Raw genomic sequence first — 13,740 nt, forward strand, 5'->3', positions numbered from 1 at the left:
TGAACGACTCCAGATATGACCGACGAACCCGCGTGGGCGGACGGCCCGGAGGCGACACACTACGACGGGGACGTGACGCTGACGGGTGAGCCCGGTCCCGTCGTCGTGGAGGACCCTGCGGACACGTTCGTCCGGGCCGACGCCGTGACCGGCGACCTGAAACTGGTCGACGCGGAGTACGTCTTCACCGACACGCCGGTGGAGGGGGGGACGACCGTCGCCCAGCCGGAACTCCGGGTCGCGGGCGACGTCGAGGACGGCTACGTCGACCGGCGCGGCGTGGAGGGTGACGCCGTCATCGCCGACGCCGAGGACGTGTTCGTCGCCGGCCGGGCCGCCGGAACGCTGGACGTGACGGGCGCCGAGAGCGTCTTCCGGGCGAGCGGTGACCCGCCGGACACGAGCGGCTTCGAGTCGTTCGTCGGCTGGCGGCGCTCCGGGAACGTCGAGAACCCCGACGGCATCGTACTGGTCGGCGCCCGCCACGACGTGACCGTCTCCGGTGTCACCGGCGACCTGACCGTCTACGTCGTCGGGCACGACCACCGCGTTCGCGTGGACGGGCCACGCGGGACCGATGCCGACGTGACCGTCCGGTTCGTCGGGTACGAGAACACCGTCCGGCTGGGGCCGTATCTGACCGTCGCCGACACCGTCGAGGGCGGCTACGACAACGTCGTCGACGCCGACCCGTTCCCGGTGAACGACCTCATCGAGACCAGCCACGACGAGGCCTACGGGGTCGCCTCCTTCGGCCGCACGAAGGTGACCTACCAGGCAGAGGCCACCGAGGACTGGTGTCCCAACTGCGGTGCCGAGGCCGACGCCATCATCGAGCGCCACCAGGAGGAGGTGTTCCTCCTGTTCGGCATCCCGGTGAAGACCTACGACGAGGGCGGCGTCTCCTACGAGTGCGAGGAGTGTGCGGTCCGGAACGACACGGCCCTCTCGGAGTCCGAGCGGCGGTCGGTGCTGCGCTGACGCCCGGTGACGGTCGCGCCGCCCGGACGACGACCCGCGCCGCCTGGACGACGACCCGCGCCGCCTGGACGACGACCCGCGCCGCCCGGCGCTCGCTCGCGTCCGCCCGCTCTCGTCGCGCTCGGCCGGACGAACGGGGTCGAATCGGGGGAACGTATTAGTCGGTGAACGCACCAGTCCGTGCCATGTCCGACGAACAGGAGGCAGGTCCCGACCCCGACGCTGGCGGGGGTGGGGGGACGACACCCGAGGACGGCGACGGCTCGGTCGCCGATACGACTGCCGAGCCCCGCACCGACCCCGGCGACCTGCCCACCTACGACGACGTAGCGACCGCGCGGGAGGTGCTCCGCGCGTCCCCGGCCGAGCGCGACGAGCGCGGCCTCACCGACGACGACGTGCGGGCAGCGTTCCGGACGGTCATCGACGAGGGTGACCGGGAGGAGAAGGACCTCTCGGGGGTCACGCTCCCGGCCCTGGACCTCGATTACGAGGTCGTCGACGGGACGAACAAGCACCCAGTCGACCTCCGGGGGGCGACCGTCGAGAAGCTCAGCGCCGAGCGGGGAACCATCCGGATTCCCCTCCACCTCGAGGACGCCACCGTCGGCGATATCCAGCTGGAGGGCGCGCACGTCACGCAGGACCTCATCCTCGACGACGCGACCGTCACCGGCGACGTGGACACGTTCGAGGCCGTGTTCGACGGCGACCTGGAGTGTCGCGGGACCACGTTCGAGGGCGCGGTCGAACTGGACGAGGGCTCGTTCCACGACGACGTGAGCTTCGACGAGGCGACGTTCGAATCAGGGTTCGCCGCCCGGAACGCGGAGTTCTTCGGCGAGTCCCATCTGCTGGACGACAGCACCAGCTTCGACGAGGCGACGTTCGCCGGCGAGGCGGACCTCCGGCACACGGACTTCGGCTACGCCCGGTTCGAGGGCGTGGCCTTCGAGAGCGACGCGACGTTCGAGGAGGCCGACTTCCGGGGCGATGTCGAGTTCGATGGCGCGACGTTCGGTGACGAGGCGGACTTCGACGAGATACGCTTCGGCGGGGACGCCTCCTTCGCCGGCGTGACGTTCGGCGGCCTGGCGCACTTCCGTGGCTCCGTCTTCGAGGGCGGGGCCCGAGTGCTGGAGGCCGATGCCGCCTTCCAGGACGTCTCCTTCGAGGGCGAGGCGGACTTCACCCGCGCCGGCTTCCGGGTGGCGGACTTCACGGGCACGTCGTTCGCCGGGCCGGCGACGTTCACGGAGCTCGCGGCGAGCGACGACCTGACCCTCGCCGACTGCGAGTTCGACGCTGAACTCCACGCCGAGGAGGCGGTTCTCGACGGAGACGTGGATGCCACGGGCGCGGCGTTCGCTGCGCCGGTCGTCTTCGAGGAGGCGGAGTTCGGCGACGACGCCTCCTTCGCCGACTGCCGGTTCGATGCGCTGGCGGATTTCGACGAGGTGCTGTTCGACGGCGACACCACCTTCGAGGCCGCGACGTTCGAGGACGAGGCCGACTTCCGTGGGACCGAGTTCCTGGGTGACGCCAACCACCTCGCCGACGGCATCTCGTTCGCGGACTGTCGGTTCGAGGCGCACACGGACTTCGACGACGCGGCGTTCACCTCCGCGGACTTCGGCGGCGTCACCTTCGGCGCGCCCGCGGATTTCACGGGCGCGACCTTCGACGACCGGCTCGTCTGCCTGGCCAGCGCGACCACCGCCGCGACGTATCTCGACTTCACCGACGCGAAGATCAAGCGCGGCCGCATCGTCCAGCCCGAATCCAGCTGGATCCACTACGACATGACCCGTGCCAGCCTGGGTGACGTGGCGCTGGATGCCGAGCGCGAGTCGGACCGCCGGGAGCTGCTGGACTACTTCCGATTCTGCAACACGGAGTTCGACGAGTTCGACGGCCTGGCCTTCGACTTCTCGGACCACACCGACTACCTCGACCGCAACGAGTGGGTGCTCCACGACTTCACCGAGAACGACGCCGCCGACCACGAGTTCGCCGTCGAGATGACGCCGGGGGTGACCGAGACGACCTACCTGAAGGCGAAGAACGCCGCCTCCGCGGCGGGGGAGATGAAGGCCGCCGGCGAGTTCCGCGTGAAGCGGCAGGCGTTCTCGCGCCGGAAGCACATCGACATCGCCAAGGACCCGAGCGTGAGCCTCGGCGCCAGGCTCCAGAACGCCGCGAGAGCCGCCGAGAACGGATTCCTCGGGCTCACCTGCGGCCACGGGATGCGCCTGATGCGCATCGCGCTGGTCTTCCTGCTCGCGCCGCTCCTGTTCGTCCCCTTCTACACGTTCGGCGGCCCGGCGTTCGCCACCACCACCGGCCAGCTGGACTCGCTCTCCGAACTGGCGACCCCTGCCGGGCAGGAGGTGCTGCTCGGCAACATTCACCTCAGCTACATCTCCTACACCACCATCGGCTACGGGAACGAGGCGCCGACCGCTATCGCCGGGCGGCTGATGGCCAGCAGCGAGGCCTTCCTCAGCACCGTGCTCGCGGCGCTGGTCGTCTATGCGCTGGTCAAGCGCTCGGAGCTGTAGCGGCTCCAGCGGCTCGGGAGCGATGACGTCGAGGCCTCCCTCGTTGACGTCTACCCAGCCATCCAGCGCGCTGGTGACTCCCTCGTCCGGTGCCGGGACTCGGAGGCGGCCCTCGACTGCCCGAGCTTGGAGGACGAGCGGCGACGCCGGCGCGGCGTTGCGAGAGGCGTAGCCCCAGCGTTCGGCCCCGCTCCGCGGCACCCGCTCGCGAACCCGGTCCGATTTCGTGCTCGATGTTCCCCGAGTCGGAAGGACTTTCCCGCTCGCACGCCCCACTCCGTCCATGAGCGAGTATACGGTCAGCGGGCGCTTCCAGGCCCGCGACGGCTGGCAGGAGTTCGAGACGAACGTCGAGGCGCCCAACGAGGACGTCGCCCGCGAGCGGACGTACGCGAACGTCGGCTCCCGACACGGCAAGAAGCGCACGCAGGTGGAGCTCCAGGAGGTGCGTGCCGCATGAGCCTCGGTGGTGGCGGCGGCGGCGGCATGGACCAGCTGCAGCAGCAACTCCAGGCGCTCGAACAGGAGAAGGAGGCCGTTCAGGAGGAGATCGAGGGTGTGCAGGCCGACAAGAGCGACATCGACGAGGCCATCAACGCGCTCGAGGAGCTCGAGACGAACGACACCGTGAAGGTGCCGCTCGGCGGCGACGCGTACGTCAGCGCCGAGCTCGGGAGCATCGAGGAGATCGTCGTCTCCATCGGCGGCGGCTTCGCCGCCGAGCGCGATCAGGAGGGTGCCATCGACACGCTCGAGAGCAAGAAGGACGTGCTCGACGAGCGCATCGCCGAGCTGGAGGCCGAGATCGACGAGATCGAGGAGCAGACCGAGCAGGTCGAGCAGAAGGCCCAGCAGGCACAGCAGCAGCAGATGCAGCAGATGATGCAGCAGCAACAGCAGATGGAGGGCGGCGAGGGCGACGAGGACGAGTGACGCGATGTTCGACGGACTGAAGGAGAAACTCGGGAAGTTCCGCGACGACGCTGCCGAGGAGGCCGTCGAGGTCGAGGAGACCGACGAGGAGTCGGAAGCGGCGGCCGAGCCGGACGCGGCCGAGCCGGACGCGGCCGGGTCCGACGACACTCCCGAGTCCACCGAAGCCGAAACGGCGACCGACGCCGAGCCGGAGGCCGGCGCGGCCCCCGACGACGCCGCTGCGGACGAGAACGAGGGGCCCGACGCCGACGCCGACGCCGAGGTCGCCGAGGCCGCTCCGGACGGCCAGTCCGAGTCCGAGCGCGAGAGCAACGTCCCCGACGCCCTCTCGCGCCGGACCGAGGAGGTGACCGCCGGCTCCGCCGAGGAGACCGGCGGCGAGAGCCTCTTCGGCTCCGTCAAGCGCGCGGCGACGGGGAAGGCGCTCATCAAGCGCGAGGAGCTCCAGCGCCCGCTGGAGGAGCTGGAGATGGCGCTCATCCAGGGTGACGTGGAGATGAGCGTCGCCCAGGCCATCACCGACCGCATCGAGGAGAAGCTGGTCGGGCAGACCCGGGCGCAGGTCCAGACCGGCGAGATCGTCGTTCAGCGGGCCATCGGCGACGCGCTCCGGGACGTCATCAGCGTCGGCCAGTTCGACTTCGACCAGCGCATCCAGGAGGCCGAGAAGCCCGTCACCATCATCTTCACCGGCGTCAACGGCGTCGGGAAGACCACCACCATCGCGAAGCTCGCGCGGCGGTTCCAGAACCAGGGACTGACGCCCGTCATCGCGAACGGCGACACCTACCGCGCCGGCGCGAACGAGCAGATCGAGGAGCACGCCGAGGCGCTCGACGCGAAGATCATCACCCACCAGCAGGGCGGTGACCCGGCGGCGGTCATCTACGACGCCGTCGAGTACGCCGAGGCCAACGACGCCGACGTGGTGCTGGGCGACACTGCGGGTCGGCTCCACACCTCGAACGACCTGATGGCCCAGCTGGAGAAGATCGACCGCGTCGTCGACCCAGACATGACCATCTTCGTCGACGAGGCCGTCGCCGGCCAGGACGCGACCCAGCGCGCGAAACAGTTCAACGACGCTGCCGAGATCGACGGCGTCGTGCTGACGAAGGCCGACGCCGACTCGCAGGGCGGGGCGGCCGTCTCCATCGCCCACGTCACGGGCAAGCCCATCCTCTTCCTCGGGGTCGGACAGGGGTACGAGGACCTCGAACGGTTCGACCCGGACGTCATCGTCGACCGCATCGTCGGCGAGGAGTGAAGCCGGTTTTTCCATCCTCTCCGTGATATCTGTGGGATAACTATACCTTTAGAATTATTCCGTTCCTATATCATCTCTACAATCTATATTTTGTTCTCCGTCGGATATATACTTCCGATAGCGGCTCCCTCTCGGCGAAACGCCTACAGGGATGAATTCAGTACGAATTCATATGAGCCGCACCTCCATCCCGGTCGATGCTGCGACCAAGGAGCGACTCGACCGGCTGAAGCGGGACGTCGAGACGTGGGACGAGTTCCTGCGGCGAGTCACTGCCACAGCCGCCGGTGAGTCGATGGAGGCCGGCGTCTGGTCCGACGAGACGGCCGAGCGTGCTCGGGAGGCTATCCGGGAGTCTCGAGAGAACTGGAGATGAGGCGTTTCGAGGACGGACTGTTACAATCCGTGCTCCGCGCGCACCTCGTCCAGCCGCTCGCGCGCCCGGTCGTTGACCGGCTCCTCGTTCTCGACGGGGTCGCGGCCGTGCATCGTCTCGTGGACCATCGCGATGGAGTCCGCGAGCGCGTCGAGGCTGTAGCCGCCCTCCAGCACGAACGCGAGCGCGGCGTCGAGGTCGTCACAGAGGTCGTCGAGCCGGCGGGTCATCGCGCCGTACCCCTCCGTTGAGACACGCATCCGGGAGATGGGGTCGTGCTCGTGGGCGTCGAAGCCCGCGCTGACGATGAGGAGGTCCGGGTCGTACCGTTCGAGCGCGGGCCGGAGCGCCTCGTCGATTGCGGCGAGGTACTCGGCGTCGCCACAGCCGCCCCGATAGGGCACGTTCAGGATGGAGCCCTCGCCCTCGCCGCGGCCGGGTTCGTCGACGTGGCCGGTGCCGGGGAAGAGGCCGCGCTCGTGGATGGAGGCGTAGAAGACATCGCCGCGCTCGTAGAACATCTTCTGCGTGCCGTTGCCGTGGTGGACATCCCAGTCGAAGACGGCGACGCGGTCCACGTCGTCGCGCTGGAGGGCGTCGGTGGCCGCGACGCCGGCGTTGCCGAGGAAGCAGAAGCCCATCGCCTCGTCCGGTTCGGCGTGGTGGCCGGGCGGCCGGCCGATTGCGAAGGGCGTATCGTGGCCCTGCTGGCCGTCGAGGGCCGCGTTGGCCGCCCAGACGGAGAGCCCGGCGCTGGCGCGGGCGGCCTCCCAGGTGGCACCCACTGCCACGGTGTCGGCGTCCCAGGTGCCACCGCCGTCGGCGCAGAACTGCTCGACCTCGTCGAGGTAGTCCGGGTCGTGGACGCGTTCGAGCGCCTCGCGGGTGGCCAGCGAGCCCTCCTCGTACTCGACGCCGTGGAGGCGCGAGAGTCGCCGGCGGATGGCCCGGAGCCGGTCCGACGACTCCGGGTGCCGGGCGCCGGTCTCGTGTCGTAGACAGGCGTCGCGGTAGCCGAATCGCATCAGAAGTACTCTGCGAGTCGGAAGTAGACCGCCACATCCTCCTCCTTGATGGTGCGGCGGTCGGCGTGTTCGGCGAGGACGGCCGCGGCGGCCGCCACGCGGTCGGCGTACCGTTCGAGGACGGTCGCGAGCGCGACCCGGGCGTCCATCGCGACCCGATAGGAGTCGTCGATGTCGAGCCGGGCGATGCGGTCGACCGGCGCGATGGGCAGTTCCAGCCCTTCCGGGTCGCCGTTCGCGGGTACGCCCCCCTCGGCGAGGTCGGCGAAGTCCTCGGCCATCAGGGTCTTGCGACCGTCCTCGGTGGCGCGTTCGGCGGCCTCGACCGCCAGTGCGGCCCCACGGGACTGGATACGGCGCGCGAGCTCCTCGGCCGCCTCTGCGCTCACGCGGAGGTCGCCCGCGTTCCGCCGGATGACGGTATCGACGGGGGCGAACGGTAGCTCGACACTCATACCGCGTATCCGGTCCGTTCGACACTTCAACCCGTCGGTCGTGGGGTGTTCACAGGCCGCCCCCGTGACGACGGCGCTCCTCCCGGTTCCGGCCGGATGCCGGGACTGTTATCGGCACCCCCTGCGTCGGTGCCACCGTGCTTCCCGTACTCCAGTCCGAACTCCCGTTCGCGCTGGTCGCCGGCGGTGGCGTCCTCGTGCTCGTTCTGCTGTTGCTCGGCCGCGCCATGCTGGGTGGCGGCGACGGCAAGTACGACGACCCCGAGGCCCAGGCCGCCCACGAGGCGGCCCAGCGCCGCGACGAGAGCGAGGCCGCACCCGTCGGCTCCGAGCAGACGGCGGTCGTCACCGAGACGAACGACACCGGCCACGGCCGCGAGGCCGTCGTCAAGGTGAACGGGCTGGTCGTGTTCGTCGACCAGAACGTCCCCGACACGGTCGAGACCGGCGACACCATCCGACTCAAGGTCACCTCCCACAGTGAGAACGCGGCGCACGCGATGTTCGTCACGAAGGTGGAGTGAGCGCCGCCGCTGTCGCGATGGGGTAACTGCATATGTTTACTTTGATTGTATGAATTCGGAATGAGTAACCGGTAGTAGGAACAACACCCACTCGATGCAGCGCGAGAACTTCCGCGGGAGCGCCGACGGCGTGAGCGAGTCGGTCCTCGAGACACACCGGTCGACGGCCGAGGAGTTACTGGACGAGGAGTACGGCCTGCTGATCGGCGGCGAGTGGGTCGACGGCAGTGCGGAACCGGAGGCGGCCGTCGACGCCGTGACCGGCGAGGAACTGGCGACGTACCAGCGCGGGACGAGCGACGACGTGGACCGTGCGGTCGCGGCCGCCCAGGATGCGTTCGAGGGCGCGTGGGGGGACATGGACGGGCGCCAGCGCGCCGAGAAGCTCGAGGAGCTCGCCGACCGCATCGAGGAGCGGAAGGCCGACCTCGCGAAGATCGACCCGCTGGAGATGGGCAAGCCCAACCAGCTGTCGCTGTTCGCCGACTTCACCATCCTGCTGCGCCAGCTCCGACACTTCGCCTCGCTCGCCCGGACCGAGGACGCTGGCCGGAGTCCGAACACGAGCGGCGACAAGCTCGGCTACACGCAGCGCGAGCCGTACGGCGTCGTCGGGCAGATCAGCGCGTGGAACTTCCCCGCGATGTTCGTCGCGTGGAAGACCGCCCCCGCGCTCGCCGCGGGCAACACGGTCGTGTTCAAACCGTCTCCCCGCGCGGTGCTGTCGACGCTGGAGCTCGCCGACCTCATGGACGACGTGCTGCCCGAGGGAACCGTCAACGTCGTCCCCGGCGACGGGCCGGAGGTCGGCGCCGCCATCAGCGAACACGACGACGTGCGGAAGGTGTCGCTGACCGGGTCCGAGCGCGCCGGCCGCGCCGTGATGCAGGGCGCTGCTGCGAACATGAAGGCCGTCTCCCTCGAGCTGGGTGGCAAGAGTCCCAATATCGTCTGCGCGGACGCCGATATCGAGGACGCGACGGAGGGGGCGATGGTGGCGAGCTTCTTCAACGCCGGCCAGCAGTGCACGGAGGGCGCCCGCCTCTTCCTCCACGAGGCCATCGCCGACGAGTTCCTGGAGACGTTCACGGAGAAGATGGAGCGGCTCGAACTGGGCGACCCGCTGGCGCCGAACACCACCGTCGGGCCGCTGGTCGACCACGAGCACCTCGAGACGGTGCAGGGCTACGTCGACACGGCCGTGGCCGAGGGAGCGGAGGTGCTCGCCGGCGGTGACGCGCCCGACATCGAGGGCTGTGGGGACGCCCCCTTCTTCGAGCCGACCGTGCTGACGAACGTCGACCACGACCACACGGTCGCCTGCGAGGAGGTGTTCGGGCCCGTCATCACGGTCCACGAGTGGAGCGACCGCGACGAGATGGTCGCGCAGGCCAACGACACGGAGTACGGTCTCGCGAGTGCGGTGTGGACGACGGACCTCGAGACTGCCCACACGGTCGCCGACGACCTCGAAGCGGGCACCGTGTGGGTCAACTGCTACAACGAGATGGGCGAGGCGATGCCCCACGGCGGCTACAAGCGCTCGGGCATCGGCCGCGAACTCGACGAGGAGGCGTTCGAGGACTACCGTCGGACCAAATCGGTGCTGGTGAACTTCGGCAAGCCTGCACGACTGGGATAGCGACGACCGCTGACCACACGGCCCTCCACCGGTACGCGCCCTCGCGGGACCAGCTGTCGCCCCCGGGCTTCAGGCCTCGTCTCCCCCCGTGAACCGGAGCCAGTAGTCGAAGTACGTCCCATCGTACAGCACCATCCGACGACCGTCGTCTACCACGCCGGCGTCCTTCTCGATGTTCCCGTCGAGGTAGGCCCGCCGGTGGAGCGCCCGCAGGACCTCCCGGTAGCCGTCCGAGTAGGGGTGGCTCTCGCTGTACCCGCCGTTCTCGGCCTCGCGGAGCACGTCCCGGGCCGCCTGCGAGCGGTCGTCACGCGAGAACCGCGCGTCGACGAACTGCGCGCGGAGGATGGCCTCCAGCCGCTCGGGTGACTCGGCGACCGGTTCGGCGGTCGCGCGGTAGACCGGCTCGTGGAAGGTCTCGCGCGTCACCTCGACGGTGTACACCGTCTCACGGTGGGTGACGTGGTCCGGGCCGTCCGCCCCGAGCAGCTCGCTGGTCTCGACGGCCGTCTCGTCGCGGTAGACGTAGCCGCCGCGCTGGACCAGCCCCCAGGGGACACCGCCCACGTTCCCCCGGGCGCGAGCTGCTTTGTAGGCGATGCGCACCGCCCGCTGGTCGCTGTCCGGAAGCGACTCCATGGGAGCCCCATCGGGCGTGTCCTCCGCATCGGCGTCTCCGGCCGCCGAGAGACGGAGTACCGGATGGGTGACCGTCTCCTCGTCGACGACGACCGCGCCGAGGCGGTAGTAGGTCCCCTCGTGCTCGACGTACTCCGGGTCGTCCGCGGTGGAGTAGAACGGCCGGCGGTACTGGGTGGTGTAGGCCTCGCCGTTCACGGCCGCCGCGAAGGCGTCCTCGTCGTCGGGCGACCGGGTCTCGGAAAGGTCGACGACGAACGACTCGCGGAGCGGTCCGTCCTCGCGGGAGAGCGAGAGCTCCAGTTCGCGCTCCCCGGACTCTCCTATCGTGTCGCTCTCGATGAGGCCGGTACAGCCGGCCATGACGGCGGTCCCTGCGGCGAGCGTCGCCGTCAGGAACCGGCGTCGGGAGGGCGTCGCGTCCATGCCCCGACTCGTGGCGCCGGCACAAAGGACGTTCCCGTGGCTCAAACAGCGATTTGGCTGAGACCCCTTGACACGCGGTCGGGGGCGGTACGGTGGTGGTCGCCGTGGGGAAGTGGGTTCCCGAGCCGGCACGCAACCCGGAGGCCTTTCGACGCCGCCGTCCCAAGCCCGGGTATGTTCACCGGCATCGTCGCGGAGACCGGCGAGATTCTCGCCCGGGAGGCGACCGTCGAGGGGCTTCGGATGCGCGTCGCGGCCTCGTTCGCGGACGAACTCGCACATGGCGAGTCCATCGCCGTCTCCGGCGCCTGCCTCACGGTCGAGGCTCACGACGACGAATCGTTCGAGCTGTTCTGCTCGGAGGAGACCATCGAGCGCACCTACCTCGGTTCGCTCGCGGTGGGCGATGTCGTCAACCTCGAACGGGCGCTGCCCGCCGATGGGCGCTTCGACGGCCACTTCGTCCAGGGGCACGTCGACGGCACCGCCCGGGTGACGGGTATCGAGCAGGTTGGGGGGGATTGGACGTTCTCGTTCTCGCTGCCGCGCCCGCTGGCGAAGTACGTCGTCGAGAAGGGTTCCATCGCCGTCGACGGCATCTCGCTGACCGTCGCGCGACTGGAGAAGCCGGGAACGGGCTACGAGGGCGGCGCCGAGGGCGAGTTCGACGTGGCCGTCATCCCCGCGACCTACGACCTGACGAACCTCCGGGAGAAGTCGGTGGGTGACCCCGTCCACCTCGAGGTCGACGTGGTCGCGAAGTACGTCGAGTCGCTCACCGAGGGGTACGTCGAATAGAGCAGAGATATAGCTGATACTGGCCAGATATCGGTGTAGTGGGCGAAATCCTGCAGTAATTGCGAGGGGATCTCGAGAACACTGCTTTCCCGCCCGACGAGTATGCCGCCCTCCTACACCGATTTCTCGCTGATACCGATGGAGAGGACGCCGATGACGACGGTGATGACGCCGACGGTTCCGAGGACGATCTGGAGCGACTCGGACTGGACCCCAGCGAAGGTGAGCAGGCCGAGGATGAGCACTCCCGCGAGGAAGAGCACCGCGCCGCCGCCGACCTTCTCTTTCTCACCCAGTGCGTCGAACCGTTCGGTCACGCTCATAGGGAACCGTTCGTGCTACCCCCTATTTGACGCCCGCGCTTCGGAGCGACGAGTGCTGGTGCCCTCGCGCCCTTCGCTCCGGGCTCGACGGCCGACCTCATGTTCGTTCGGCCAGTGAGGCCGTCTGACGTTCTCGCACTCTCGAAGATATATCGATAACGTTCGTCGGGATATACGGGTATATGGTTGCCATATCGGTTGATATTCTCCGAAAAAGTTATGGGTGTTGGTGGGCTGGATTGGAATGTAACCGATGCGTGCAGATACACTTCGGACGGCGGTGACCTTGTACGAGAACGGGACTGTCGACATCGCGGGGGCGGCTCGGTCGGTCGGAGTATCGCAGGCACGGATGCGCCGCTGTCTGCGGGCCAACGGGGTCACGGTACGTACCCATCCTCCGGAGGGGGAACCGTCGACCGGGAAGGCGGTCGTCGAGGCGCGGTAGCTCGCGGCGCTCCGGTTGCCGCTCACTCCCGGCGGACGCCGATGTTCATCAGGTGGCCGCCACAGCCGTTACAGCGCCCGGGGAACCCCTGGGCCATCACGCGGGACCCGCACCCGGCACATTCGTAGATTCGGATGGACATGTGTCTGTTAATGACTCGCAAGGAGATAACCGCTGCGCGCGTGGCGTCCCCCGGCCGTGACGTGAATTTAACCTCGCGCCCCTGGAACGGCCGGTATGTACGCGTTCGAGGACATGACCGTCGGCTGGGGCGAGACCTACGGCAGCCACGAGATGACCGCGGACGGCATCGTCGCGTTCGCCGAGCAGTTCGACCCGCAGCCGATGCACACGGACCCCGAGGCTGCCGCCGAAACGCAGTACGGGGGCCTCATCGCGAGCGGGCTCCACACCGTCGGCGTCGCTACCCGTCTGATGGTCGAGGGGTTCCTCAACGACTCCACCAACAGGGGCGGTCTCGGCCTGACCGACCTCACCTGGCATCGGCCCGTGCGTCCGGGCGATGTCCTCCGGGTGCGCCACGAGGTGGTCGAGCGGCGTGACTCCGACAGCCACCCCGACGCCGGCGTCGTCGTGCGTGACATCGAGGTGCTCGCGAGCGACGGTGAGGGCGGTGACGAGACGGTCGTCTGCTCGTGGACGGTAGCCATCCTGATGGGGAAGCGCGACCCGTGAGCGACGCCGACGACCTCGACCACGGGACGCTGGAGGCTCTGCACGACCATCTCGCGGCCACGGCCGAGCGACCGGTCGAGCGGACGGCCAGTCGCTGGCTCGGTGAGGCCGAGGCCGTCGCCGCCGACGCCCGGCACATCGAGGACCCGGCCGTCGTACGCGAGCGAATCGCCGAGGTCGCGAAGCTCCTCTCGAACGTCGGTGGCACGGGCGACGAGGCGGCCGACGAGCACGTCGCGGCGGCGCGGTCGCTGGCCGAGGAACTCACGAGCGCGGCCGGCGACGACTGATTCAGGGCCGCGTCGTCGCCCAGACGGCGAGCGCGCCGAGCACGATGGCCGGCAGCAGCGGCAGGACGAGGAACGCGTCGCGCAGCGAGAGACCCAGCGAGGCGACGAACCCCTGCGCCCGCGGGAGGAAGTACAGCGCGACGGGGATGACGACGAACGCGAACAGGATGGCGACGACCAGGACCCACCCGCGCCAGTCGAACTCGCGGGCGTCGCCGCGGGGGATGTCGCCGGGTGCCGTGCCGCCCGCTGCCCTGGGGCCACCCCCCTTCTCCGCCTCCGCTTCCGCCTCGTCCTCCCCGAAGGCCGCCGGGTCGTGGACGTACCCGTCGTCGTCGCTCATACCTCGATAT

The 13,740-nt window shown here is 69.2% G+C and carries 18 protein-coding genes; 12 read left to right on the top strand and 6 right to left on the bottom strand.

What is annotated here, in order from left to right; translation table 11 throughout:
- Positions 1-15: 15 nt before the first annotated feature.
- The 6 genes from NL114_RS11035 (at position 16) to NL114_RS11060 (ending at position 6,121) form a co-directional block, all read left to right on the top strand.
- On the top strand, positions 16-981 hold the full coding sequence (locus NL114_RS11035; protein WP_254820974.1) for a DUF8108 domain-containing protein: 966 nt from the start codon (positions 16-18) through the stop codon (positions 979-981).
- 185 nt (positions 982-1,166) lie between these two features.
- The gene (locus tag NL114_RS11040) at positions 1,167-3,542 is read left to right on the top strand and encodes a pentapeptide repeat-containing protein (protein WP_254820975.1); all 2,376 of its coding nucleotides are present in this window, start codon (positions 1,167-1,169) and stop codon (positions 3,540-3,542) included.
- 283 nt (positions 3,543-3,825) lie between these two features.
- Positions 3,826-4,002 (top strand): 50S ribosomal protein L18Ae, encoded by a 177-nt coding sequence (gene rpl18a / locus NL114_RS11045; protein WP_254820976.1) that lies wholly within the window; start codon positions 3,826-3,828, stop codon positions 4,000-4,002.
- Positions 3,999-4,475: a prefoldin subunit alpha gene (pfdA, locus tag NL114_RS11050; RefSeq protein WP_254820977.1), complete on the top strand. Its 477-nt coding sequence runs from the start codon at positions 3,999-4,001 to the stop codon at positions 4,473-4,475. Before rpl18a ends, pfdA begins: the two co-directional genes overlap by 4 nt.
- Positions 4,476-4,479: 4 nt before the next feature.
- A complete protein-coding gene (gene ftsY / locus NL114_RS11055) occupies positions 4,480-5,745 on the top strand; it encodes a signal recognition particle-docking protein FtsY (protein ID WP_254820978.1) in 1,266 nt (421 codons plus the stop codon).
- Between the two features lie 172 nt (positions 5,746-5,917).
- On the top strand, positions 5,918-6,121 hold the full coding sequence (locus NL114_RS11060; protein ID WP_254820979.1) for an antitoxin VapB family protein: 204 nt from the start codon (positions 5,918-5,920) through the stop codon (positions 6,119-6,121).
- A 20-nt stretch (positions 6,122-6,141) separates the two neighbouring features.
- On the opposite strand, the gene NL114_RS11065 is transcribed toward NL114_RS11060, so the two are convergent.
- Both NL114_RS11065 and NL114_RS11070 read right to left on the bottom strand, forming a co-directional pair.
- A complete protein-coding gene (locus tag NL114_RS11065) occupies positions 6,142-7,146 on the bottom strand; it encodes a histone deacetylase family protein (protein ID WP_254820980.1) in 1,005 nt (334 codons plus the stop codon).
- Positions 7,146-7,601: a histone gene (locus NL114_RS11070; RefSeq protein WP_254820981.1), complete on the bottom strand. Its 456-nt coding sequence runs from the start codon at positions 7,599-7,601 to the stop codon at positions 7,146-7,148. The genes NL114_RS11065 and NL114_RS11070 overlap by 1 nt, the downstream gene beginning before the upstream one ends.
- Positions 7,602-7,738: 137 nt before the next feature.
- On the opposite strand from NL114_RS11070, the gene NL114_RS11075 reads away from it, so the two are divergent.
- Both NL114_RS11075 and NL114_RS11080 read left to right on the top strand, forming a co-directional pair.
- The gene (locus tag NL114_RS11075) at positions 7,739-8,125 is read left to right on the top strand and encodes a hypothetical protein (RefSeq protein ID WP_254820982.1); all 387 of its coding nucleotides are present in this window, start codon (positions 7,739-7,741) and stop codon (positions 8,123-8,125) included.
- A 94-nt stretch (positions 8,126-8,219) separates the two neighbouring features.
- Entirely contained in the window at positions 8,220-9,767 is a 1,548-nt protein-coding gene (locus NL114_RS11080) for an aldehyde dehydrogenase family protein (RefSeq protein WP_254820983.1), read from the top strand.
- Positions 9,768-9,836: 69 nt separating this feature from the next.
- Here NL114_RS11080 and NL114_RS11085 read toward each other — a convergent pair whose 3' ends face one another.
- Positions 9,837-10,832 (bottom strand): hypothetical protein, encoded by a 996-nt coding sequence (locus NL114_RS11085; RefSeq protein ID WP_254820984.1) that lies wholly within the window; start codon positions 10,830-10,832, stop codon positions 9,837-9,839.
- Positions 10,833-11,006: 174 nt separating this feature from the next.
- On the opposite strand from NL114_RS11085, the gene NL114_RS11090 reads away from it, so the two are divergent.
- Positions 11,007-11,630 carry a riboflavin synthase gene (locus tag NL114_RS11090; protein WP_254820985.1) on the top strand — a complete coding sequence of 208 codons (624 nt, stop codon included), beginning with the start codon at positions 11,007-11,009 and terminating at the stop codon, positions 11,628-11,630.
- A gap of 113 nt (positions 11,631-11,743) precedes the next feature.
- Here NL114_RS11090 and NL114_RS11095 read toward each other — a convergent pair whose 3' ends face one another.
- Positions 11,744-11,953 (bottom strand): hypothetical protein, encoded by a 210-nt coding sequence (locus NL114_RS11095; protein WP_254820986.1) that lies wholly within the window; start codon positions 11,951-11,953, stop codon positions 11,744-11,746.
- A 253-nt stretch (positions 11,954-12,206) separates the two neighbouring features.
- On the opposite strand from NL114_RS11095, the gene NL114_RS21870 reads away from it, so the two are divergent.
- A complete protein-coding gene (locus tag NL114_RS21870; RefSeq protein ID WP_491543631.1) occupies positions 12,207-12,401 on the top strand; it encodes a DUF7317 family protein in 195 nt (64 codons plus the stop codon).
- Between the two features lie 22 nt (positions 12,402-12,423).
- Here the strand turns inward: NL114_RS21870 and NL114_RS11100 are convergent, their stop codons facing one another.
- Entirely contained in the window at positions 12,424-12,543 is a 120-nt protein-coding gene (locus tag NL114_RS11100; RefSeq protein WP_254820987.1) for a rubrerythrin-like domain-containing protein, read from the bottom strand.
- A gap of 95 nt (positions 12,544-12,638) precedes the next feature.
- On the opposite strand from NL114_RS11100, the gene NL114_RS11105 reads away from it, so the two are divergent.
- Positions 12,639-13,097: a MaoC family dehydratase gene (locus tag NL114_RS11105; RefSeq protein WP_254820988.1), complete on the top strand. Its 459-nt coding sequence runs from the start codon at positions 12,639-12,641 to the stop codon at positions 13,095-13,097.
- Positions 13,094-13,387 (top strand): DUF8152 family protein, encoded by a 294-nt coding sequence (locus tag NL114_RS11110; RefSeq protein WP_254820989.1) that lies wholly within the window; start codon positions 13,094-13,096, stop codon positions 13,385-13,387. The genes NL114_RS11105 and NL114_RS11110 overlap by 4 nt, the downstream gene beginning before the upstream one ends.
- 1 nt (position 13,388) lies before the next feature.
- Here the strand turns inward: NL114_RS11110 and NL114_RS11115 are convergent, their stop codons facing one another.
- Positions 13,389-13,730: a DUF7977 family protein gene (locus tag NL114_RS11115; protein ID WP_254820990.1), complete on the bottom strand. Its 342-nt coding sequence runs from the start codon at positions 13,728-13,730 to the stop codon at positions 13,389-13,391.
- Between the last annotated feature and the right edge of the window lie 10 nt (positions 13,731-13,740).

This window comes from Haloglomus halophilum (genome assembly GCF_024298885.1).
Taxonomy (GTDB): domain Archaea; phylum Halobacteriota; class Halobacteria; order Halobacteriales; family Haloarculaceae; genus Haloglomus; species Haloglomus halophilum.

What these genes read in the sequence shown, in the direction of transcription:
- rpl18a (WP_254820976.1), top strand. Translation starts at nt 3,826, where the DNA reads ATGAGCGAGTATACGGTCAGCGGGCGCTTCCAGGCCCGCGACGGCTGG.
- NL114_RS11095 (WP_254820986.1), bottom strand. Translation starts at nt 11,953, where the DNA reads ATGAGCGTGACCGAACGGTTCGACGCACTGGGTGAGAAAGAGAAGGTC.
- NL114_RS11085 (WP_254820984.1), bottom strand. Translation starts at nt 10,832, where the DNA reads ATGGACGCGACGCCCTCCCGACGCCGGTTCCTGACGGCGACGCTCGCC.
- NL114_RS11060 (WP_254820979.1), top strand. Translation starts at nt 5,918, where the DNA reads ATGAGCCGCACCTCCATCCCGGTCGATGCTGCGACCAAGGAGCGACTC.
- NL114_RS11090 (WP_254820985.1), top strand. Translation starts at nt 11,007, where the DNA reads ATGTTCACCGGCATCGTCGCGGAGACCGGCGAGATTCTCGCCCGGGAG.
- NL114_RS11115 (WP_254820990.1), bottom strand. Translation starts at nt 13,730, where the DNA reads ATGAGCGACGACGACGGGTACGTCCACGACCCGGCGGCCTTCGGGGAG.
- ftsY (WP_254820978.1), top strand. Translation starts at nt 4,480, where the DNA reads ATGTTCGACGGACTGAAGGAGAAACTCGGGAAGTTCCGCGACGACGCT.
- NL114_RS11065 (WP_254820980.1), bottom strand. Translation starts at nt 7,146, where the DNA reads ATGCGATTCGGCTACCGCGACGCCTGTCTACGACACGAGACCGGCGCC.
- NL114_RS11040 (WP_254820975.1), top strand. Translation starts at nt 1,167, where the DNA reads ATGTCCGACGAACAGGAGGCAGGTCCCGACCCCGACGCTGGCGGGGGT.
- pfdA (WP_254820977.1), top strand. Translation starts at nt 3,999, where the DNA reads ATGAGCCTCGGTGGTGGCGGCGGCGGCGGCATGGACCAGCTGCAGCAG.
- NL114_RS11100 (WP_254820987.1), bottom strand. Translation starts at nt 12,543, where the DNA reads ATGTCCATCCGAATCTACGAATGTGCCGGGTGCGGGTCCCGCGTGATG.
- NL114_RS11105 (WP_254820988.1), top strand. Translation starts at nt 12,639, where the DNA reads ATGTACGCGTTCGAGGACATGACCGTCGGCTGGGGCGAGACCTACGGC.
- NL114_RS21870 (WP_491543631.1), top strand. Translation starts at nt 12,207, where the DNA reads ATGCGTGCAGATACACTTCGGACGGCGGTGACCTTGTACGAGAACGGG.
- NL114_RS11070 (WP_254820981.1), bottom strand. Translation starts at nt 7,601, where the DNA reads ATGAGTGTCGAGCTACCGTTCGCCCCCGTCGATACCGTCATCCGGCGG.
- NL114_RS11080 (WP_254820983.1), top strand. Translation starts at nt 8,220, where the DNA reads ATGCAGCGCGAGAACTTCCGCGGGAGCGCCGACGGCGTGAGCGAGTCG.
- NL114_RS11035 (WP_254820974.1), top strand. Translation starts at nt 16, where the DNA reads ATGACCGACGAACCCGCGTGGGCGGACGGCCCGGAGGCGACACACTAC.